This is a genomic window from Nocardia sp. NPDC058480 (assembly GCF_042720495.1).
Taxonomy (GTDB): Bacteria; Actinomycetota; Actinomycetes; order Mycobacteriales; family Mycobacteriaceae; genus Nocardia.
Genome location: NZ_JBHXMN010000011.1, coordinates 11,103 through 30,632 on the forward strand (window position 1 = coordinate 11,103; position 19,530 = coordinate 30,632).

At 66.9% G+C, this 19,530-nt stretch carries 14 protein-coding genes; 7 read left to right on the forward strand and 7 right to left on the reverse strand.

Annotated elements, in window-relative coordinates; translation table 11 throughout:
- Nucleotides 1–30 precede the first annotated feature (30 nt).
- Nucleotides 31–2,187, forward strand: a complete 2,157-nt coding sequence (locus tag ACFWO8_RS23500) for a 3-hydroxyacyl-CoA dehydrogenase NAD-binding domain-containing protein (protein ID WP_378960560.1) — start codon at nucleotides 31–33, stop codon at nucleotides 2,185–2,187.
- A gap of 117 nt (nucleotides 2,188–2,304) precedes the next feature.
- Here ACFWO8_RS23500 and ACFWO8_RS23505 read toward each other — a convergent pair whose 3' ends face one another.
- Entirely contained in the window at nucleotides 2,305–3,054 is a 750-nt protein-coding gene (locus ACFWO8_RS23505) for a hypothetical protein (protein WP_378960578.1), read from the reverse strand.
- 216 nt (nucleotides 3,055–3,270) lie between these two features.
- On the opposite strand from ACFWO8_RS23505, the gene ACFWO8_RS23510 reads away from it, so the two are divergent.
- Both ACFWO8_RS23510 and ACFWO8_RS23515 read left to right on the forward strand, forming a co-directional pair.
- On the forward strand, nucleotides 3,271–3,729 hold the full coding sequence (locus tag ACFWO8_RS23510) for a hypothetical protein (RefSeq protein WP_378960595.1): 459 nt from the start codon (nucleotides 3,271–3,273) through the stop codon (nucleotides 3,727–3,729).
- A gap of 581 nt (nucleotides 3,730–4,310) precedes the next feature.
- Nucleotides 4,311–7,850, forward strand: a complete 3,540-nt coding sequence (locus tag ACFWO8_RS23515) for a protein kinase (protein WP_378960694.1) — start codon at nucleotides 4,311–4,313, stop codon at nucleotides 7,848–7,850.
- Between the two features lie 155 nt (nucleotides 7,851–8,005).
- Here ACFWO8_RS23515 and ACFWO8_RS23520 read toward each other — a convergent pair whose 3' ends face one another.
- Both ACFWO8_RS23520 and ACFWO8_RS23525 read right to left on the reverse strand, forming a co-directional pair.
- Complete coding sequence (locus ACFWO8_RS23520; RefSeq protein ID WP_378960800.1) at nucleotides 8,006–9,322, reverse strand: class I SAM-dependent methyltransferase; 1,317 nt, start codon at nucleotides 9,320–9,322, stop codon at nucleotides 8,006–8,008.
- Nucleotides 9,319–10,761 (reverse strand): FAD-binding oxidoreductase, encoded by a 1,443-nt coding sequence (locus tag ACFWO8_RS23525; RefSeq protein ID WP_378960858.1) that lies wholly within the window; start codon nucleotides 10,759–10,761, stop codon nucleotides 9,319–9,321. Before ACFWO8_RS23525 ends, ACFWO8_RS23520 begins: the two co-directional genes overlap by 4 nt.
- 180 nt (nucleotides 10,762–10,941) lie before the next feature.
- Here ACFWO8_RS23525 and ACFWO8_RS23530 point away from each other — a divergent pair, with 180 nt between their 5' ends.
- Nucleotides 10,942–11,376: an SRPBCC family protein gene (locus ACFWO8_RS23530; RefSeq protein ID WP_378960942.1), complete on the forward strand. Its 435-nt coding sequence runs from the start codon at nucleotides 10,942–10,944 to the stop codon at nucleotides 11,374–11,376.
- A 20-nt stretch (nucleotides 11,377–11,396) separates the two neighbouring features.
- On the opposite strand, the gene ACFWO8_RS23535 is transcribed toward ACFWO8_RS23530, so the two are convergent.
- Genes ACFWO8_RS23535 through ACFWO8_RS23545 form a run of 3 tightly spaced genes read right to left on the reverse strand, consistent with a single transcriptional unit; the run spans nucleotide 11,397 to nucleotide 13,195 of the window.
- Nucleotides 11,397–11,747: a VOC family protein gene (locus ACFWO8_RS23535; protein ID WP_378960979.1), complete on the reverse strand. Its 351-nt coding sequence runs from the start codon at nucleotides 11,745–11,747 to the stop codon at nucleotides 11,397–11,399.
- On the reverse strand, nucleotides 11,747–12,574 hold the full coding sequence (locus tag ACFWO8_RS23540; protein WP_378961013.1) for a MerR family transcriptional regulator: 828 nt from the start codon (nucleotides 12,572–12,574) through the stop codon (nucleotides 11,747–11,749). The genes ACFWO8_RS23535 and ACFWO8_RS23540 overlap by 1 nt, the downstream gene beginning before the upstream one ends.
- 45 nt (nucleotides 12,575–12,619) lie before the next feature.
- Nucleotides 12,620–13,195 (reverse strand): hypothetical protein, encoded by a 576-nt coding sequence (locus ACFWO8_RS23545; RefSeq protein ID WP_378961040.1) that lies wholly within the window; start codon nucleotides 13,193–13,195, stop codon nucleotides 12,620–12,622.
- A gap of 270 nt (nucleotides 13,196–13,465) precedes the next feature.
- Here ACFWO8_RS23545 and ACFWO8_RS23550 point away from each other — a divergent pair, with 270 nt between their 5' ends.
- Complete coding sequence (locus tag ACFWO8_RS23550; protein ID WP_378961117.1) at nucleotides 13,466–13,810, forward strand: YbaB/EbfC family nucleoid-associated protein; 345 nt, start codon at nucleotides 13,466–13,468, stop codon at nucleotides 13,808–13,810.
- Nucleotides 13,810–14,418 (forward strand): recombination mediator RecR, encoded by a 609-nt coding sequence (gene recR, locus ACFWO8_RS23555; RefSeq protein ID WP_056822003.1) that lies wholly within the window; start codon nucleotides 13,810–13,812, stop codon nucleotides 14,416–14,418. Before ACFWO8_RS23550 ends, recR begins: the two co-directional genes overlap by 1 nt.
- Nucleotides 14,419–14,471: 53 nt before the next feature.
- On the opposite strand, the gene ACFWO8_RS23560 is transcribed toward recR, so the two are convergent.
- Complete coding sequence (locus ACFWO8_RS23560) at nucleotides 14,472–15,113, reverse strand: hypothetical protein (protein WP_378961228.1); 642 nt, start codon at nucleotides 15,111–15,113, stop codon at nucleotides 14,472–14,474.
- A gap of 153 nt (nucleotides 15,114–15,266) precedes the next feature.
- Between ACFWO8_RS23560 and ACFWO8_RS23565 the strand changes: the two genes are divergently transcribed.
- Nucleotides 15,267–19,373, forward strand: coding sequence for a transglutaminase family protein (locus ACFWO8_RS23565; RefSeq protein WP_378961292.1), 4,107 nt, complete (start codon nucleotides 15,267–15,269; stop codon nucleotides 19,371–19,373).
- Nucleotides 19,374–19,530 lie beyond the last annotated feature (157 nt).

The following is a 19,530-nucleotide window of genomic DNA, read 5'->3' on the forward strand; positions in this document are numbered from 1 at the left end:
TTCACTTCTCATAGGAGAGAACGAAAAACTATGACTGACAACATCATCGGCTGGGAGAAGGACGCCGACGGCGTGGTCGTGCTGACCGTCGACGACCCCAACCAGGGTGCCAACACCATGAACGACGCGTACCTCGATTCGATGGTCGCGACCGTGGACCGCCTCGAGGCCGAGAAGGACGACATCACCGGTGTCGTGCTCACCTCTGGCAAGAAGACCTTCTTCGCCGGCGGCGATCTGAAGAACATGATGAAAGTCGGCCCGGACAACGCGGCCGAGGTCATGGCGATGGTCGCCCGGGTCAAGGCCCCGCTGCGTCGCCTCGAGCAGCTCGGCAAGCCGGTCGTCGCCGCCATCAACGGTGCTGCCCTCGGTGGCGGCCTGGAGATCGCGCTGGCCACCCACTACCGCATCGCGGCCGACGTCAAGGGTTCGGCCATCGGCCTGCCCGAGGTCTCCCTCGGCCTGCTGCCCGGTGGCGGTGGCGTGACCCGCACCGTGCGCATGCTCGGCCTGCAGAACGCGCTGATGCAGGTGCTGCTGCAGGGTCAGCGTCACCGCGTCACCAAGGCCAAGGAAATCGGCCTGATCGACGAGGTCGTCGGCACCATCGAGGAACTCGTTCCCGCCGCCAAGGCGTGGATCGCGGCCAACCCCGAGGCCGCCCAGCCGTGGGACAAGAAGGGCTTCAAGATCCCCGGTGGCACCCCGTCCACCCCGGCCTTCGCGGCGAACCTGCCCGCGTTCCCGGCCAACCTGCGTAAGCAGATCAAGGGCGCCAACATGCCCGCCCCGCGCGCCATCATGGCCGCGGCGGTCGAGGGCGCGCAGGTCGACATCGACAACGCGCTGACGATCGAGGCCCGTTACTTCACGAGCCTGCTGACCGGCCCGGTCGCGAAGAACATGATCCAGGCGTTCTTCTTCGACCTGAACCACATCAACGGTGGCGGCTCTCGTCCGTCGTTCGAGGATGTGCCCAAGCGCGACATCAAGAAGATCGGTGTCATCGGCGCGGGCATGATGGGCGCGGGCATCGCCTACGTCTCGGCCAAGGCCGGCTACGAGGTCGTGCTCAAGGACGTCGAGCTCGCCAACGCCGTCAAGGGCAAGGGCTATGCCGAGGCCATCGAGGCCAAGGCGCTCTCGCGTGGCAAGACCACCCAGGAGAAATCCGACGCGCTCCTGGCTCGCATCACCCCGTCCGCCGACGCGGCCGACTTCAAGGGTGTCGACTTCGTCATCGAGGCCGTGTTCGAGAACCCCGAGCTCAAGAACAAGGTCTTCCAGGAGATCGAGGACATCGTCGACGTCGATGCCCTGCTCGGCTCGAACACCTCCACTCTGCCGATCACCCTGCTCTCCGAGGGTGTGAAGCGCTCCGAGGACTTCATCGGTATCCACTTCTTCTCCCCCGTGGACAAGATGCCGCTGGTGGAGATCATCAAGGGCAAGAACACCTCTGACGAGGCGCTGGCCCGGGTGTACGACTACACTCTCGCCATCAAGAAGACCCCGATCGTCGTCAACGACAGCCGTGGCTTCTTCACCTCGCGCGTGATCGGCACCTTCATCAACGAGGCCATCTCCATGGTCGCCGAGGGCATCGACCCGGCCACCATCGAGCAGGCCGGTCTGCAGGCCGGCTACCCGGCCGCGCCGTTGAAGCTCAGCGACGAGCTGAACTTCACCACCATGCAGAAGATCTACAAGGAGACCCAGGCCGCCGTCCTGGCCGCCGGTGGCGAGCTGAACGCGGCCAACGTGGCGACCTCCAAGGTCGTCAACTCGATGGTCGACGAGCACAAGCGCACCGGCAAGCTGGGCGGCGCGGGCTTCTACGAGTACGTCGACGGCAAGGCCACTGGCCTGTGGGACGACCTGCGCGAGATCTTCAACTCGAGCCGTGAGCTTCCGGAGGGTGTCACCTTCCAGGACCTCAAGGACCGGATGATGTTCGCCGAGTCCATCGAGACCCAGAAGTGCTTCGACGAAGGCGTGCTCACCAGCACCGCCGACGCGAACATCGGCTCGATCTTCGGCATCGGCTTCCCGGCCTGGTCGGGTGGCTCGCACCAGTTCATCGTGGGCTACCCCGGTGGCCAGGAGGCCTTCGTGGCCCGCGCCGACGAGCTGGCCGCGAAGTTCGGCCCGCGTTTCGAGGTCCCGGCCTCGCTGCGCAAGTAAGTAGGTAGTTCCGGTCTTCGCGCCGGATCGCCGACGCCCGCCACCTCACCGAGGTGGCGGGCGTTCTTTCGTTGTCAGCGCTTGGCGTAGTCGGCCTTCGGGCTAGTAGCAAGGCCGCTAGCGGAAGCCGAGCGCCCCGACGATGTCGCCGTGGCGGTATCGTAGGTACTTCTCGACGAGCGCCGAATCGACAGCCGCGGTCGCGGTCACGAGCGTGATCACCACGAATTCCTTCGATGCCCCGGCCTTCCATTTGCCGGTCTCGAAGTCGTCGATCATGCCTGCGGGGCGCACTTTCAGATCCTTTTGCTCGATCTTGTCGGCCGCCGCTTCAGCCGCCGCCGCGTCCGGCATCGCCAGTACGAACTGGGTCAGCTTCACTGCTCCGGCCTCGGCCGAGAGCAGCATCTCGACCGCGTACTGACACCCGAGCCCGGTGAGCTTCCCGTCTTTCTCGACCGCGGCGCAGTTGTCGTGATCGCGTCCTTCCACCCAGTCGGCGTTCATCTCGACCGCGCCGAGCTTGAAGTCCCACGGCCCCTCATAGTCGGCATAGCTCAACTTCGCCCCCGACTTGGGCTTCGGCTTGGTAGTCGTTGTCGGTTTCGCGGCAGTGGTGGAAGTAGCCTTCGAGGACGCGGCCACCGCGGTACCCGCAACCCTGTCCCGACCGGCTGCTACGAGCAGCCCGGCGCCGATGGCCAACCCGGCGATCGCCACCAGCGCGACAACGATCCACCCCGCGTTCGACTTCGGTGGCGGTCCGAGCGGCGCGATCTCCTGCGCATAGGGCTTCGGACCGGCGGCACCGTACTCCTGCGGCTGCCCCCAAGGCGCCGGATCCTGCTGCCCCGACGGATACGTCATAACCAACTCCCCCCAATCCGCTCGACGCGCTCCCTATCCGCCCGAGTCGTGCCATCGACTGTACTGACCTCTGACCGTCCGCTACAGATGGCCTCGCCACGCGTCTGACAGGTGAGGCTCCGCCATAAACCGTGGGTTATGGGAACGCCGTGTCATACTTGACACAGAACTTCTGAAAAAATTCAGAAGTCCTTCCCGATGGCTGAGGTATGCGGCATGATCACCGAGGTGCAATGGAGCGAGTTGCAGCGCGACCCGAAGCAGGTGGCTCGGCTCGCGGATGAAGGCGACGTGCGGGTTCGGCGTCGTGACGGGGCTGCGCTGCTACTCATGCGTGAGGATCGGGCGCAAGGGCAGGCCGAAGGCGCAATGGCGGCGGCCAGAGCCTTGCGCAACGTCCTTACACATCTGCCACCAGATATCGCTGCAGCAGCATTGATCGATGAATTCCCCTGGGTAGACCTGCTTCCCGAGGCCGATCGGGTGTTGTTTGTCAGGGAATTCGCGCGGTCCTTTCAAGCATCGGCAGAGCTGGGCGAATGGTCGATGCTGGCCAATACCGTGCACGCGTGGCGCAATACGGCATATATCTACACAGACCCGGACCTCGTCGAACAACTGACCACGCCGATCGACACCGATTTCGGACCGGTGCCGGAACCCGAGGTGGACTAGCAATGTCGCCGAAGCGAGGTGACCGAGTCGCGCCGCCTGCGGGTCCCGGCATGTGGGAGGCGCGATTTGCCACAACAGCAGCAGCGAAGGGCTGGGAGGAGCTATGTCGATCGGCGCGCGCGAGCACCTGGGAGGCATGGATCGTGTTGACTGAGCGCCCGACAAAACCGGAAAACCCTGCTCGCCAGGACAAACTCAAGGGCGCTCTCTCGACTCACGTCGTGGGTGGGAAGCTGCTCGACCAGTGGCAGTACGAAGTTACTGGAGGTGGGCGAATCTGGTACTGCCCTGACGCCGAGTCGCGCATCGTATGGATCGTGGTCGCCGGTACTGGGCATCCGAAGGCGACCGACTGATCTCCAGTTCGTTGGTGGATCGCGTTGTCGCCCACGGGTCGTCGCACCGCGCTGATCGCGCTCGCGGTGTGTTGTGCCGCGGTTCGGACAACCGTTGCCGCCACAGCGTCGAATCTCCACCCGATAGACGCCGGATCGCGCTAGCTTGGATATGTGCGGTGATGTCGGTGACAACCCCGCATACCGACCGAAACGCCGGTGACGCCGATGGTGAGAGGTGGTCACATGGATCCGGAGCAGACGCGTATGCAGCGCGGGCTGGCCGAGGCGGCGCCGGTGGGGCTGAATACGCAGCGGACGATGGCGCCGGGGGTGCCCGACGAGGCGGTGATCGCCGAACTCGATGTCATGGGCCTCACGGGAGCCAAGGAGATCGGGCGCGGCGGGTTCGGTGTGGTGTACCGGGCCTTACAGCCTGCGCTGGATCGAGTCGTCGCGGTGAAGGTGCTGTCCTCGGAAATCGACGTGGAGAGCCGGGAACGGTTCCTGCGCGAGGAACAGGCGATGGGCAGGCTCTCGGGTCACCCGAATATCGTCGACATCCTGCAGGTCGACGTGACCGAGACCGGGCTGCCGCTGATCGTGATGCCGTACTGCTCGCGCGGCTCGCTCGAACGCCTCATCCACGATCGCGGCCCACTGACCTGGTCGGATACCTTGCGAGCCGGGGTGAAGCTGGCCGCGGCGATCGAGTCGGCGCATCGGGCGGGCATTCTGCATCGGGATGTGAAACCGGCGAACGTACTGCTCAGCGGCTACGGGGAACCGCAACTCACCGACTTCGGCATCGCCCGCATCCCCGGCGGTTTCCAGACGTCGAGCAGCCTGATCACCGGCTCGCCCGCGTTCACCGCGCCGGAAGTGCTCAGGGGCAATGAACCGACTGTTCAGTCTGATATCTATGGCCTCGGCGCGACCCTGTTCGCCCTGCTGACCGGCCACGCCGCGTTCGAACGCCAATCGGGGGAGAAGGTGGTCGCCCAGTTCCTGCGCATCACCACCCAGCCCGTCCCCGACCTGCGCGCCCAGGACATCCCGAGCGACGTCGCCGCGGTGATCGAAAAGGCCATGTCGCCCGAGCCGACCGACCGTCCTTCCTCCGCCTACGAGTTCGGCGAAATGCTGCGTGAGGTTCAGCGCGCCCACGGCCAGATGCCCGACGAAATGGCGCTGCTCGACTCCGAGGACACCACCGAGGACGCATCAGAGGTCTTGAAATCGGTCACCGGCCGCCGCAGTTGGCCGCTGACACTGCAGACCGTCGGCCCCTCGGTACCCATGCCGAGCACGACGACCGGCACCCTGCCGCCGACCGCCGCCACCAAATTCCGCCCGCCGACGCCCGCGCGCGAGCCCTTCCCCCGCCAGCGCCTGCTCGACGTGCTGCGCGAGGGCGGCGAGCGCCGACTGGCCCTGATTCACGCGCCCGCCGGTTTCGGCAAGAGCACCGTCGCCACGCAGTGGCGCGCGGATCTGGCCACCCGGGGTATTCCGGTGGCCTGGCTGGGTGTCGACCAGGACGACGACAGCGAGATCTGGTTCCTCGCCCACCTCATCGAGGCCATCCGCCGGGTGCGCCCCGATGTCGGCGCCGGGCTCGAGCAGGTGCTGGAGGAGCGTCCCGCCGACGCCGTCGCCTACGTGATCGCCACCCTGATCGATGAGATCCACGCCAGCGGGCAACCGGTGGTCGTCGTAGTGGACGACTGGCACCGCGTGCGCGACCCCGGCGTGCAACGGGCGATGGCGACCCTGCTCGACAACGGCTGCCACCACGTGCGGTTCGTCATCACCAGTCGCGATCAGTCCGGTCTGCCGATCAGCAGGTTGCGGGTACGCGACGAACTGGTCGAGCTGGACGCCGCCGCGCTGCGGCTCACCGAATCGGAGACCCGCCAGATCCTGGTGGAACGCAACGGTTTCGCGCTCACCGATGAGCAGGTCGAGCAGATCCACGTCGCGACCGACGGCTGGCCCGCCGCGATCCAGCTGGTGAGCCTGACGCTGCGCGGTAAGGCAGACCCGGCGCAGTTGCTCGCCTCGCTCGCCGAGGGCGGGCACGGGATGCGGGAGTACCTGGCCGAGAACGTGCTCGACGCGCTGGCGCCGGAGCAGCTCGAGTTCCTGATGGCGATCTCGGTGGTCGAGCGGGTGAACGGCTCCCTGGCCGGGCTGCTCGCCGACGTGCCCGACGGTGCCGCGCTGCTGGCACAAGCCGAGCAGCGTGAGCTCTTCCTGCACCGGATCCAGCACGACCCGGAGTGGTACCGCATGCAACCGCTGTTCGCCGAGCACCTGCGCGCCCGGCTCGACCGCGAACATCCTGGACGTTCGAAAATGCTGCACCGCAAGGCTGCTCGCTGGTACGCCGAGCATCAACTGCTGCGCAAGTCCGTGGATCACGCACTGGCGGCGACCGATCTCAAACTCGCCGCCGACCTGCTCGAAAGCGGCGGCATGGACCTGATCGACGGTTCCCGGCTGGCCACCCTGCTCGGCACCGTCTCGAAACTGCCTGTGCAGCAGGTGACGTCACGGTCGAAGCTGTTGATGGCGGTAGCCAGGGCAAATATGAACATGCAGCAGACCGGGACCGCCCGCAGCGCGCTCGGCAGGCTGTCGAACCTGCTGGCCCGCAGCTCGCCCGGTGAGCCGGAACTGACCGAACAGCGTTGCGTGGCAACGGTGCTCGATGCCGCCGACCGGGTAGCCCACGATGACATCGCCGAGGTGGCCGACACCCTGGCCGCCGTGTTGGCAGAACCCGGCGACCTGCCTGCCTGGACGGTGTCGACCGCCGCGAATCTGATGTCGTTCGTTCGGCTGTGTGAGTTCGACTTCGACGCGGTGACCGAGCTACAGGATTGGGCCGCCGACTATCACACACAGTCGAAGGACCCGCTCGGTCCGGTATTCGGCCTGTGCGCGCTGGGCGACGCCGCCTACGAGCGACTCGACATCGCCGCTGCTACTACCTTTTTCGAGCAGGCTTACGAGACTGCGCGGACCAAGGCCGGGCCGCGCTCGGACGCCGCCCGGATCGCGGCCGCGCTCCTCGGCGAATTGGCTTATCGCCGTGGCGATCTGGTGCTGGCTGATCGGCTGCTCGACGAGAGCCACGAGCTGGTTACCCGGGTCGGTCCGGTCGACTTTCTGATCGCGACCTTCGTGATCGGGGCCAGGGTGAAGGCCGCGCTCGGCGACCAGTACACGGCCTCGGCGCGCCTCGACGAAGGCGCGCGCGTGGCCGCGGAGAACGGGTTGGCCCGCCTGGATGCCCATGTGCGGGCCGAACGGTCCAGGCTCGGATTCCCCACCGGCGAGGACGGCTTCGTTCCCGACACCTCCGGTAACGGCGCACGGCGTAAGAAGGGCGCCGCCGCGCTGATCACCGAGGCGCGTGGCATCGCCGAAATCCGCATCCTGCTGGCCGAACAGCGGCTGCGTGCCGACGATCGCGCCGCCCGCCACGCCAGGGTGATCTACGCGAAAACGCTCGACCAAGCCCGTCCACGCGCGGAATTGGACGCGACCCTGCTGCTCGCGGAATGTCTCGCGTCGGCGGGGTGGGTCGGGGAAGCGACCGGGCTGGTGCTGCCGGTCCTGCGCACCTGCGCCGAACTGGGCTGGACCAGACCGCTGCTGGACGCGGGGCCGGGTGTGGTCGGCCTGCTGCATGTGTTGCGCACGCAGTCCCATGACGGGCAGGAGCATCCGATCCTGCGGGACCTGCCCAGTCACTTCCTCGACGAACTACTGCAATAATCTTGGCGGCTGGCGCCGCGGTTCTCTGTGTTTATTGGCGGCTGGTGCCGCGGTTCTCGGCGCTGAACTCCACCTCTTCCCTCCCTACGGGCACTCCTTCGTCGCACCCTTCGGTCAGTCCATCGGCGGAGGCGCGCCGAGAACACGGCGGCGTGCTAGGGCTGCCACCACGGGCGCAACGGGACATCCCAGTTGCCGCTCGAATCGAGCTTCACGCCGAGCACGTGGTGCAGCTGGATCACATTGCGCTGGAAGCCCAGTCGGCAGCCCGCCATGTACAGCCCCCACACCTTCGCGGTGCCCTCGCCGACCTCGGCGACGGCCTCGTCCCAATTGGTGACCAGGTTCTTGCACCATTCGTGCAGTGTCAGCGCGTAGTGCTCACGCAGGTTCTCCTCGTGCAGCACCTCGAGGCCGACGTTCTGGATATCGGCGATGATGCGGCCGGAACCGATCAGCTCCCCGTCGGGGAAGACGTAGCGGTCGATGAAGTCGCCGGCCTTGGTGGTGCGGGTGTTGTCGTGTCGGGTGATGCAGTGATTGAGGAAAAGCCCGCCCACCCGCAGCTTGTCCTTGATGTAGCCGAAGTAGAACGGGTAGTTGTGCACGCCGATGTGCTCGGTGAGGCCGATCGAGGAGACGGCGTCGAATTCGCCCTCGGGGATGTCGCGGTAGTCGCTGTGCCTGACCTCGGCGAGCTCGCTGAGACCTTCCTCGGCGATCTTCTGCTGTGCCCAGGCGGCCTGTTCGGCCGACAGCGTCGCCCCGATCACCCGCACACCACGGTGTGCCGCGTAGCGAACCATGCCGCCCCAGCCGCAGCCGATATCGAGCAGCCGGTCGCCTTCCTTCAGGCGCAGCTTCTCGAAGATCAGGCGGTACTTGTTCTCCTGGGCCTGCTCTAGCGTCGAGTTCTCATTGCCGTACACCGCACAGGTGTAGGTCATCGACGGGCCGAGGACGTACTCGTAGAACTTGTTGGAGACGTCGTAGTGGTGGTGGATCGCCTCCGCGTCGCGAGTCTTGGAGTGACGCAAGCCTTCCAGCGCGATCCGGCGCCACCGGGGCAGTGTCTCCTGCGGCGGGGGTGCGATCGGCTTGAGCCGCTCCCAGCCCAGCGAGCGGGCGATGGTGACCAGCGACATTGCCGAAGGACGATGGAACTTCATGTCCTGCATGGCTTTCAAGATGTCGTACGGGTCGCCGGGATGCACCCCCTCGGCGATCATGTCACCGGCGATGTAGGCGCGCGCCATGCCGAGGTCGCCGGGGGCGCCCGCCAGGTAGTTGATGCCGCGTGGGGTCTTGATCTCGAGGGTGAAGGGCGCGTCCACCGGGCCGGTCGTGCTGCCGTCGTAGGCGGTCAGGCGGACAGGGATGTCGCCGTCTACGAGGGTTTCGACGACCTCGGCGATGTTGAGCCGGGTCCCCAGCTCTGCCAATACCTCGGATCGGTCCTTGAATGTCGTCACTTGCGTTGCACCGCCTTCGAATACAGATTCAGCAGTCGTTGGTCCGGGTCGTAACGGGTCTTCAGTTCGGTGTAGGTGTCGCCGCCGTAGAGCTCGGCGAACTCGGCTTCGTCGTAGTAGGAGTCCGAGTAGAGCGACTTGTGTCCGTCGAACGCGGACACGATCTTCTCGATGGCGCGGTTGGCCGCCCCTTCCGGTTGACCTCGCTCGGTCGGCACCGCCGACCAGAATCCGACATTGACGTAGGTGCGCTGTGGCTCGAGCGGATACAGCGGCCACGGACGGGCACCGTCCGTGGCCGGCGCGTCGTCGAGCGCACGCAAGCGCAATGGGCACAACCAGATCGGCTCGATAGGTATTTCCCGGAGGAACCATTCGACGAAGTCGGCGGTGTGTTGGACCGGCACCTCGATGTCCTGCACGACGCGTTCCTGCGGGGGGTTGCCCTTGCGGGCCTGCCTGCGGTCATCGATGTGGTACTTGCGGTCGAGCGCGACCAGTTTCCAGTAGAAACTGCTGCGGCGGCGCGACTTCGGCCAGAGCCTGCGGATCTTCGGATTCTGGGCGCCGAACGCGCGCGAGCACCAGAACCAGTCGGTGTCCCAGCGCCACAGGTAGTCGTGGATGGTCAGCCGGTCGCGTGTCACGCCGTCGGCGTGCTGCAGGGAGCGGTAGAAGATGTCCATGCCGGTGTAATCGCTGACCGGCCCCGGCTCCTCGGTCCGGCGACCCAGGGTCAGGTAGCTCTCGCTCGCGCTGAACACCACGCCGTCGACGTAATCGACATCTTCGCCCTCGAAGCGACGTTCGACGACGATCCGATCGAGTTCGGCTTCCAGCTCACGCAAGTCGTGGAAGCGCACGTGCCGCAGTTCCACGAACGGCAGAACGGGTTCGAGCTCGATCTTCAGCCGGACGGAGTATCCGAGCGTGCCGTAGGAGTTGGGGAAGCCGTGGAACAGGTCGGCGTGCTCGCCGGTCGGTGTCGCGGTGACGATCTCGCCGGAACCGGTCAAAATGTCCATTTCCAAGACGGATTCGTGGGGCAGACCGTTGCGGAACGAGGTCGATTCGATGCCGAGGCCGGTCACCGCGCCGCCCAGGGTGATGGTCTTGAGCTGGGGCACCACCAGCGGCGCCAGCCCGTAGGGGAGAGTGGCCGCCACCAGGTCCTCATAGGTGGTCATGCCCGCGACGTCGGCCGTGCGGGCTCGCGGGTCCACCGCGATCACCTGCCCCAGGCCGGACACGTCGAGGCCGGGCGCGGTGGGTGCCGCCCTGGCCCGGAACAAGTTCGATGTCTTCTTCGCCAGCCGGACGACGGCACCGGGTGGGATGGCGCGATAGCTTGCCAGCAGTCGCTCCACACCCGCCCGATGCGCGGCATATCCGGACTCGCGTGTGGCCGGTTCGTGACCAGCCCTACCCAAAAGACTCACTGCCACCCCTTTGACGCTAGTACGACCCCGTCCGCCCGGCCACCGGATACTTGCGCGCCGCGACAAAAAGTCACGTACATGTTCCCGCGCCGCCCCGACCTGGTCGGGTGAACCGGTGCGAGACAGGGCAGGATGTAACCCGGTCGAGATATCGCCACACCCCCCAGCAAGGAGTCAACAGTGGGACAGGTCAGCGCCAGCAGTTCGATCGTCGTCGCCGCGGATCCGCAGCGCACGCTCGCAGCGATCGGCGATTACGAGACGATTCGGCCGCGCATTCTCTCCTCGCACTACCGCGACTACAAGGTTGTCGAAGGCGGCAACGGCGCGGGCACCGTGGTGGAGTGGACGCTGCAGGCCACCGAGAAGCGCACACGCAACGTGCGCGCGACCGTCACGGTGGCGGATTCGGTCCTCACCGAGCGCGACGCCAACTCCACCATGGTCAACACCTGGACCGTCACCCCCGACGGCACCGGCTCGAAGGTCACCGTCGAGACCACCTGGAAGGGAGCGGGCGGCATCGCGGGCATCTTCGAGGGCATCTTCGCCCCGCTCGGCCTGAAGAAGATTCAGGCCGAGGTGCTCGGCAACCTCTCGCGCGAACTGGCCTGAACCCAGTTCTCCGGAGTCGGTCAGTCCTTGCCGATGTCGAAGAGGTTTCCTTCGGGGTCGGCGAGGGTGGTCCACTGGATGCCGTACTCGTCGAAGTCGCCGATGTGCTTGCCGCCCAGGCTGATCGCGCGCTCGATGTACTCGGCCCACTCCGCGGTGTGGAAATCCAGATGAACCACATTTTTGCCAGGGGTCTTGTCGGGGACCTGGATGAACATCAGGGTCGGGGCGTGGCCGGCGGATTTGCCGACGGTGGCGAAGAACTGCGACGCCTCCGGGTCTACGGGCAGATCGAGCAGTTGTGCGTAGAACTCGGCCTGGGCGGTGGCGTTGTGGCAGTCCATGGTGATGTTGGCCAGGACGATGGTCATCAGATGTCTCCTTCGGTGATCGGCCAGCACACTTCGGTGCGATATTCGGCCGGGTTATCGGTGATGTCGGGTCCCACGAGATAGCGCTCGCGGACCGGTTCGTCGGGCAGTGCGGCGCCGTGCTCGGCGACGTGGCTGCCGAGTGCGCCATAGGTGCGGTCGAAGTCTTCGAACGGGCCGTCGTGTACGGCCACGGCGAAGTGGCGGGCCGGGAAGTCGACGATGGCGAAGCCGCGGGTGGGGACGAATTCGGCCCCGGGCGGCAACGGTACGTACGCGGTCACCGCGCCGTTGTCTTCGGTGAAGAACTCGTTCGAATACGTCGCGCCAGCAACGCCTCCCGGATCCACGCCCGACTCGAGCAGGATCATGTACAGCTGCTCGAACGCTGTGCCGCACCAATCGGCGATGGCGGTGTGCTCGACGTGGTCGGTGACCGTGAGCGCCGTGAACGCGGGCTCGATCCGGTAGTCGACCTCGATCGGTGGTGGGGGTGCGGTGAGCAGGGCGCGCAGCGAGAGCACCACCTCGCGGGTGCGATCCAGCGCCGCCTCCATCCTGATCAGATGCGCCCGCAGCGCGGCGTCGCGCTCGGCGGGATCGGCGGCGGCGAGCACGGTGCGGATCTCCGGCAGCGGCATGTCCAGATCGCGCAGGCGGCGGATCAGATGGGCTCGCTCCACCTGGTCGGTGGAATATCGGCGGTAGCCGGTGCCGACATCCACCGCGGCAGGTTCGAGTAACTCGATCTCGTGGTAATACCGCAGCGTCTTGACGCTCAGATGGGTGAGGCGGGCGAACTCGCCGATCGCCACGGTTGCTGTCATAAGAGCTAGACAACACCCTCCAGCGGGTGGAGGGTCAAGCGCCGATCAGGCGGGCGCCAACACGAAGGCGGCGAGCAGTGGCCAAGAGCCCTCGCGCCACCACGAATAGCCGAACCAGACGCCCGGGGTGACCTCGCGGATCTCGTCGTAGACCTGTGGGGTGGGTGACGGCGCGTAGTTCAGTGCCCAGGTGGGGGCGCCATCGAGGATCGACGGTGCTCGATAGACATCGGCGGGGAAAGCCTCGATCCCGGCGCCGGTGACCCGGTTGGTGAGTGAGCCGCCGTCCGGTCCGGTGCGGAACACCTTGCCGATCCACAGTGCGGGTGCGGCCGCTTCGAGTTGCGGCGGGCGTGTCACCCAGCCGTTGGTGAGGCCCGTCGCCACCGCGCCCGCCTGCGCGTCACGGTAGATCTGGTCCTGCTGGGTGACGCTGCAGCGGAAGCGCAGCGAATCGATGGTCGCCGCGCGATTGCCTGGATCGAGTACGCAGCCGTTGCCGTAGTCGTTGATCGCGCCCCCGGAGTCGGCTGATACGGCGGCGGGAGCGAGAAGGAGCAGGCTAGCGACAGATACGAACACGGCTGAAACTGATGCCAGGCGCGCACGGGATGTATTCATCTGATCTCCTAGAGATTGCTGAATCATTGCCAGGCCTGGTCTGATCGTATGCTCGAATCCCCGGCGGAGCCATCGTTTCAGCGGCCATTCGCCACGACTAAACTGGTAACCGCACGCGGCCAGAGCTCCGCACCCGACGCATCCCACGGTTTTCGGCCGCCTCGCACCCGAGGGCGAGACGGAATGCCGCAGGCGCAGTATCGTCCCTCGGTGTGCGGCCCCCAGGGCCGAAAACCCCGCGGCGCCAGCCGCCAAAGACACAGGAGTGTTGTGCAACCCGGTGATGGTCAGTTCGATATGCAGGCACTGCTCGCCCAGGCTCAGCAGATGCAGCAGGCAGTGATGCAGGCGCAGGCCGAGCTCGCCGAGACCGAGGTGTCCGGTCAGGCAGGCGGCGGTCTGGTGCAGGCCACGATCAAGGTCAGCGGCGAGGTGATCGCACTGACGATCGACCCGAAGGTGGTCGATCCGGACGATGTCGACGGACTGCAGGACCTGGTCATCGGCGCGATCAACGCCGCGATGGCCAATGCGCAGCAGCTCGCGGCCGAGCGCCTCGGTCCCCTGTCGCAGGGCCTCGGCGGCAGTTCGATGCCCGGTCTGCCCGACTTCTGATGTATGAGGGGCCGGTTCAGGATCTGATCGACGAGCTGGGCAAACTGCCCGGGGTCGGTCCGAAGAGCGCGCAGCGCATCGCTTTTCATCTATTGCAGGTGGAGCCGCCGGATATCGACCGGCTGCAGGCCGCCCTGCAGAAGGTGCGCGACGGCGTGCAGTTCTGCGTCTCGTGCGGCACCGTCGCCGATGGTGAGCTGTGCCGGATCTGTGCCGACCCACGCCGCGACCGCACGATGATCTGTGTGGTCGAGGAACCCAAGGATGTGCAGGCGATCGAGCGCACCCGCGAGTTCCGTGGTCGCTACCACGTGCTCGGTGGTGCGCTCGATCCGCTCAGCGGCGTCGGGCCCGATCAATTGCGGATCAGGGAGCTGCTGACCCGCATCGGTAATCAGGAAGACGGCATCGATGTGAGCGAGGTGATCATCGCGACCGACCCGAATACCGAGGGCGAGGCGACGGCCACCTATCTCGTGCGGATGCTGCGCGATTTCCCCGGGCTCACCGTCACCCGGTTGGCCTCCGGGCTGCCGATGGGTGGCGACCTGGAATTCGCCGACGAACTGACCCTCGGCCGGGCACTTTCCGGCCGACGGACGCTGTAGGACCAGGCGCGACGGCGGTAGGCGTGGTTGCCGCCGTCGCGGCCGCACGAGGCTCAGAGCTCGACGCGGGTCCAGGTGACACCCTCGGCGGTGGCGGGCTTGCCGTTGGCCCAGTCCCAGATGATGGCGGCGACCTGCGCCGGGTCGTCGAGGGTCGTGCCGAAATGCCGGTCGGGGGCGCCGTCGCGATATTCGAGGGTGTAGGGGCCGCTCGGGTCGCGGTAGGTCTGGATGTAGCGCTGTTCGCCCTCTTCGACGATGAGGTACGGGTTGGGGGCGGCGAGCCCGGCGACCCATTGGTGTGCCAATTCCTCGGTGAGATAGGGGAATTCGCCCGCGCCGCCGTGCGTGACGTTGATCGGGATGTGGTCGGCCGGGTCGATGATCCAGGTCAGCTGCGGATCGTAGACGGCGTAGCCGCGCGGAGTGGCGAGGTCGAAGAGCAGGTTGCGGACGAAGCCGATGGCGTCGTACGGCGAGGGGATGTAGAGCGTGTCGCCGCTGGGGCCGCCGACGGATTCGACGCTGAGGAACGAGTCGTCCACCGGCAGTTCGGCGTTGCGCGCGTTCAACTCGGCCGCGATCTCGGCGATCGGTTCGGACTCGGTCAGGCCTTCCTGGGCGGCGAGGTAGGCGTCGATCTCGTCGACAGAGCTGGCGACGCCGGATGGCAGCAGGATGTGGTCGTAGCTCACGGTGCCAGCTTAGCCGCTGGTGCCCCGCGTCTCGGCCGGTAACCCACAGGGCCGAGACCGGCTATTACCGCGGTGTTTCGAAAGGGGTGCCGGTCGGGAAACTCCGGTTTCGTCGGCCCGCGCGGTGTCGGGGGTGTGTGGTCCACTTGGTGAATGGGCATCAAGGTGTCACTCGAGCACCGCACGGCATACTCCTTCGATCGTCTCGTCGAGGTGCATCCGCATGAAGTGCGGTTGCGCCCCGCCCCGCACTCGCGCACGCCGATCGAGGCGTACTCCCTCGAGGTGTTACCGGCCGAGCACTTCGTCAACTGGCAGCAGGACGCGTTCGGTAATTTCGTTGCGCGCCTGGTGTTTCCGAACCCGACGAAGGAGTTGTCGATCACCGTGGGGTTGATCGCCGACCTCGAGGTGGTCAACCCGTTCGACTTCTTCATCGAGGATTACGCCGAGTTCTTCCCGTTCGAGTACGACACCGCACTCGCCGCGGATCTCGCGCCCTATCTGCGGCGCGTCGACGAGGCGGAGCCGGGCAGTGGGCCGGGGGAGTTGCTGCGGGACTGGGCGCGGGTGCACCGGCCGCAGGGCCGCATCCGTGCCATCGACTATCTCGTCGAACTCAACTACGCGCTGCGCGGTTCGGTCGACTACACCGTGCGCATGGAGGCGGGTGTGCAGACGCCCGATCACACCTTGCGCACCGCGCTCGGGTCCTGCCGTGACTCGGCCTGGTTGCTGGTCGGCGTGCTGCGTGAGCTGGGGCTGGCCGCCCGCTTCGTCTCCGGCTACCTGGTCCAGCTCACCTCCGATGTGCCGTCGCTGGACGGTCCGTCGGGCCCGGCCGCCGACTTCACCGACCTACACGCCTGGACCGAGGTGTATCTGCCCGGCGCGGGCTGGGTCGGCTTGGATCCCACCTCCGGCCTGTTCGCGGGCGAAGGCCACATCCCGCTCGCCGCCACCCCGCATCCCGGCGCCGCCGCCCCGATCACCGGGGCCACCGGGATCACTGAGGCCACCCTCGACTTCAGCAATGTGGTTCGCCGTATCCATGAGGATCCGCGAGTCACGCTGCCCTACACCGATTCCCAGTGGGAAAGCATCGTCGCATCCGGTGCCGCGATCGACGCCCGGATGGCGGGGGCCGATGTCGGCCTCACCATGGGCGGTGAGCCGACCTTCGTCTCCATCGACGACCAGGTCAGCGCCCAGTGGACCACCGACGCCGACGGCAGGCACAAACGTGAGCGCGCCGTCGACCTCGCCGACCGACTCCGCTCGATCTACGCGCCGACCGGCATCGTGCAGTACCGCCAGGGCAAGTGGTATCCCGGAGAACCGTTGCCCCGCTGGGAGATCGCGATCGCCTGGCGGGCCGATGGCGAGCCGATCTGGCGGCGTCAGGATCTACTCGCCGACCCGTGGACGCCGGTTTCCCGGCACACGCCGTCGACTGGGGGCGTCGCCGACACAGTGGGGGCCGACCACTCGAACGGCTACGCGCCTGCCGGTGCCGAGGTCGCGACCGCGGTTGTCGCGCTGGGGCTGGCGGACGAGTCCGGTGCGGACGCCGTCGGTGACGTGCCAGGGTCGGCCGGCGCGGTGTCGGTGCTCGAAGCGCACCTCCCCGCCGCCACGATCGACACCGACATGGTCCCGGTCTTCGATGCGCGTCGTCGCGTCAGCGGTGACGAAATCGCCGCCGCGGTTGTCGCGTTGGGGCTTGCCGGGGATGACGAGGTCCGGAGGATGGGCAAGGCGGGCGGTGTCGATCTGCTCGACAGAGTCGACTATGTCGATGCGGGCGATCTCGCGGAGGCGGCAGAACCCGCTGTCGAGGCGGCGGATCTCGAGGTGGTGGAGTTCGACGACGGGCCGGCGCTGATCGACGAACCCGTCGAACTGGTCGCCGCCGAACATCGCCGCGCGGCGGAGACCCAGCAGGCCTGCGCCGACGCCGGTGGCGCTGTTCGCCCGGCGGAGAAGGCCGAGGTGTCGAAGAAGGCAGCGAAGGAGTCAGCCAAGGCGGCCAAGAAGGCAGCGGCTGAACTGCGAAAAGCCGCCAGGAAGAACAAGTTTCGCGGGAAAAAGGGGGCCGGGAGCGCGCCGCCGTCGGTCCACCCGCCCATCCAGTTGACCCGCTCGCAACCGAGCAACTCGGCCGCCGGGGTGATTCCCGACCGGGCGCCCGCGGCCGACATCGGTGCGGCCAAGGCATTGATCGCCGAGATCGCGGGCACCCTGGGGTTGCCGGATGTGCAGGTGCGGCCCGCTTTCGAGGATCCGTTGGCGCGGTTGGCAGCGACCGTGAGCGCGCCGTATGGCGATCCGCCGCCCGCCGATATCGACCCGACCGAGGACTCGCCCGAGGTGCGGCGGGTATTGCTCGAGAGTTTGGAGGAGTCGGTCGATCAGCCGTCGGCGTATGTGCTGCCGATTCATCGGCGGGCCGACGGCGTCGGCTGGGCCAGTGCCGACTGGCAACTGCGCCGTGGCCGTGCCGAGGACAGTCGCGGTCGGATCGTGTTGGCCGATGGCGATTCGCCTGCCGGACTACGCCTTCCGATCGGTTCGGTGTCCTGGCACGCGCCGCCGATCCTGCCCGACAGCGACCCGCTCTACCAGAAACCGCTGAGTGAAGAACGGGTCGAGCCGGCCGCCGCGGTGGAGCCGGCCGATTTCACGCCGACGACCGCGCTGGTCGCCGAGGTCAGGCAGGGTCGGCTGCATGTGTTCCTGCCGCCGGTGACCGAGCTCGACGACTTCCTCGATCTGATCGCCAAGGTGGAGGCGGCGGCGGTGGCGATCGGGCAGCCGGTGGTGCTGGAAGGCTACGCCCCGCCGAGTGACGCACGGCTACAGACGTTTTCGGTGACGCCCGACCCCGGTGTGATCGAGGTGAACATCATGCCCACCAGCTCGTTCGCCGAGCAGGCCGAGGTGCTGAACACCCTCTACGAGCAGGCCAGGCTCGCCCGGCTGAGCACCGAATCCTTCGACGTGGACGGCACCCACGGCGGTACCGGCGGCGGCAACCACATCACCCTCGGTGGCGTCACCCCGGCGCGTTCACCGCTGCTGCGCCGCCCCGACCTGCTGGTTTCCATGCTCACCTACTGGCAGCGCCACCCCGCGCTGTCGTACCTGTTCGCGGGTCGTTTCGTCGGCCCGACCTCGCAGGCGCCCCGCGCGGACGAGGGTCGCGAAGGCGCGCTCTACGAACTCGAGATCGCCTTCGCCGAGGTCGCCAGGCTCACCGCCGAACAAGCCCCTGGCCCCACGCCGTACGAAATCCAGTCGGCCCCTTGGCATATCGACCGCGCGCTGCGGCACCTGCTCACCGATCTCACCGGCAACACCCACCGCGCCGAGTTCTGCATCGACAAGCTGTACAGCCCCGACTCGGCTCGCGGCCGGCTCGGGCTGCTGGAACTGCGTGGTTTCGAGATGCCGCCACATTTCCAGATGGCGATGGTGCAGTCGTTGCTGGTGCGCGGCCTGGTCTCGATGTTCTGGGACAAGCCGCTGCGCGCGCCGCTGATCCGCCACGGGTCCAACCTGCACGGCCGCTATCTGCTGCCGCACTTCCTGAACAACGACATCGCCGAGGTCGCGGCCGACCTGCGCGCGGCGGGCGTCGACTTCGACACCGCCTGGCTCGACCCCTTCACCGAATTCCGCTTCCCCCGCATCGGCACCGCCATGATCGGTGAGGCGGAGCTGGAACTGCGCGGCGCGATCGAACCGTGGCTCACCCTCGGCGAACAGACCACCGGCCAGGGCACCGCGCGCTACGTCGACTCGTCGGTGGAACGCCTCCAGGTGCGGTTGGTCGGCGCCGACCGCGGCCGCTACGTCCTGACCTGCAACGGCATGCCAGTACCGCTGCTGGCCACCGACAAATCCGACGTCCAGGTGGCAGGCGTGCGCTACCGCGCCTGGCAGCCGCCGAACTCACTGCACCCCTCGATCACCGTCGACGCCCCTTTGGTGTTCGACCTGGTAGACGTCGCGACGGGCATCTCCCGCGGTGGCTGCACCTACCACGTCGTACACCCCGGCGGCCGCGCCTACGACGACGCACCCGTCAACGCCGTCGCCGCCCAATCGCGCCGCAACCGCCGTTTCGAGGCCGCCGGACATACGGTGAATCCGATGGATCCCGCCGAACTCCGTGCGAAGATCGCGGCACAGTCGACCGATGTCGGAGCGCCAGGCATCCTGGACCTACGCCGCGCGCGAACAGTGTGGGGCCAGTAGTCGAGAGTTTCGGCGCGCCACCGAACGTCTGGTCGACACACAGGCCGATCTGGTCGACGAGTCGTTGGAAGTCAGTGGCTTTGGGTTTTGCGGCCGTCCCGATTCTGGAGTGACGGAGGGAGGGAGCGCAGCGACTGACCGGAGGAGGGAAGAATCG

What these genes read in the sequence shown, in the direction of transcription:
- ACFWO8_RS23500 (WP_378960560.1), top strand. Translation starts at nt 31, where the DNA reads ATGACTGACAACATCATCGGCTGGGAGAAGGACGCCGACGGCGTGGTC.
- ACFWO8_RS23505 (WP_378960578.1), bottom strand. Translation starts at nt 3,054, where the DNA reads ATGACGTATCCGTCGGGGCAGCAGGATCCGGCGCCTTGGGGGCAGCCG.
- ACFWO8_RS23510 (WP_378960595.1), top strand. Translation starts at nt 3,271, where the DNA reads ATGATCACCGAGGTGCAATGGAGCGAGTTGCAGCGCGACCCGAAGCAG.
- ACFWO8_RS23515 (WP_378960694.1), top strand. Translation starts at nt 4,311, where the DNA reads ATGGATCCGGAGCAGACGCGTATGCAGCGCGGGCTGGCCGAGGCGGCG.
- ACFWO8_RS23535 (WP_378960979.1), bottom strand. Translation starts at nt 11,747, where the DNA reads ATGACCATCGTCCTGGCCAACATCACCATGGACTGCCACAACGCCACC.
- ACFWO8_RS23540 (WP_378961013.1), bottom strand. Translation starts at nt 12,574, where the DNA reads ATGACAGCAACCGTGGCGATCGGCGAGTTCGCCCGCCTCACCCATCTG.
- ACFWO8_RS23545 (WP_378961040.1), bottom strand. Translation starts at nt 13,195, where the DNA reads ATGAATACATCCCGTGCGCGCCTGGCATCAGTTTCAGCCGTGTTCGTA.
- recR (WP_056822003.1), top strand. Translation starts at nt 13,810, where the DNA reads ATGTATGAGGGGCCGGTTCAGGATCTGATCGACGAGCTGGGCAAACTG.
- ACFWO8_RS23565 (WP_378961292.1), top strand. Translation starts at nt 15,267, where the DNA reads ATGGGCATCAAGGTGTCACTCGAGCACCGCACGGCATACTCCTTCGAT.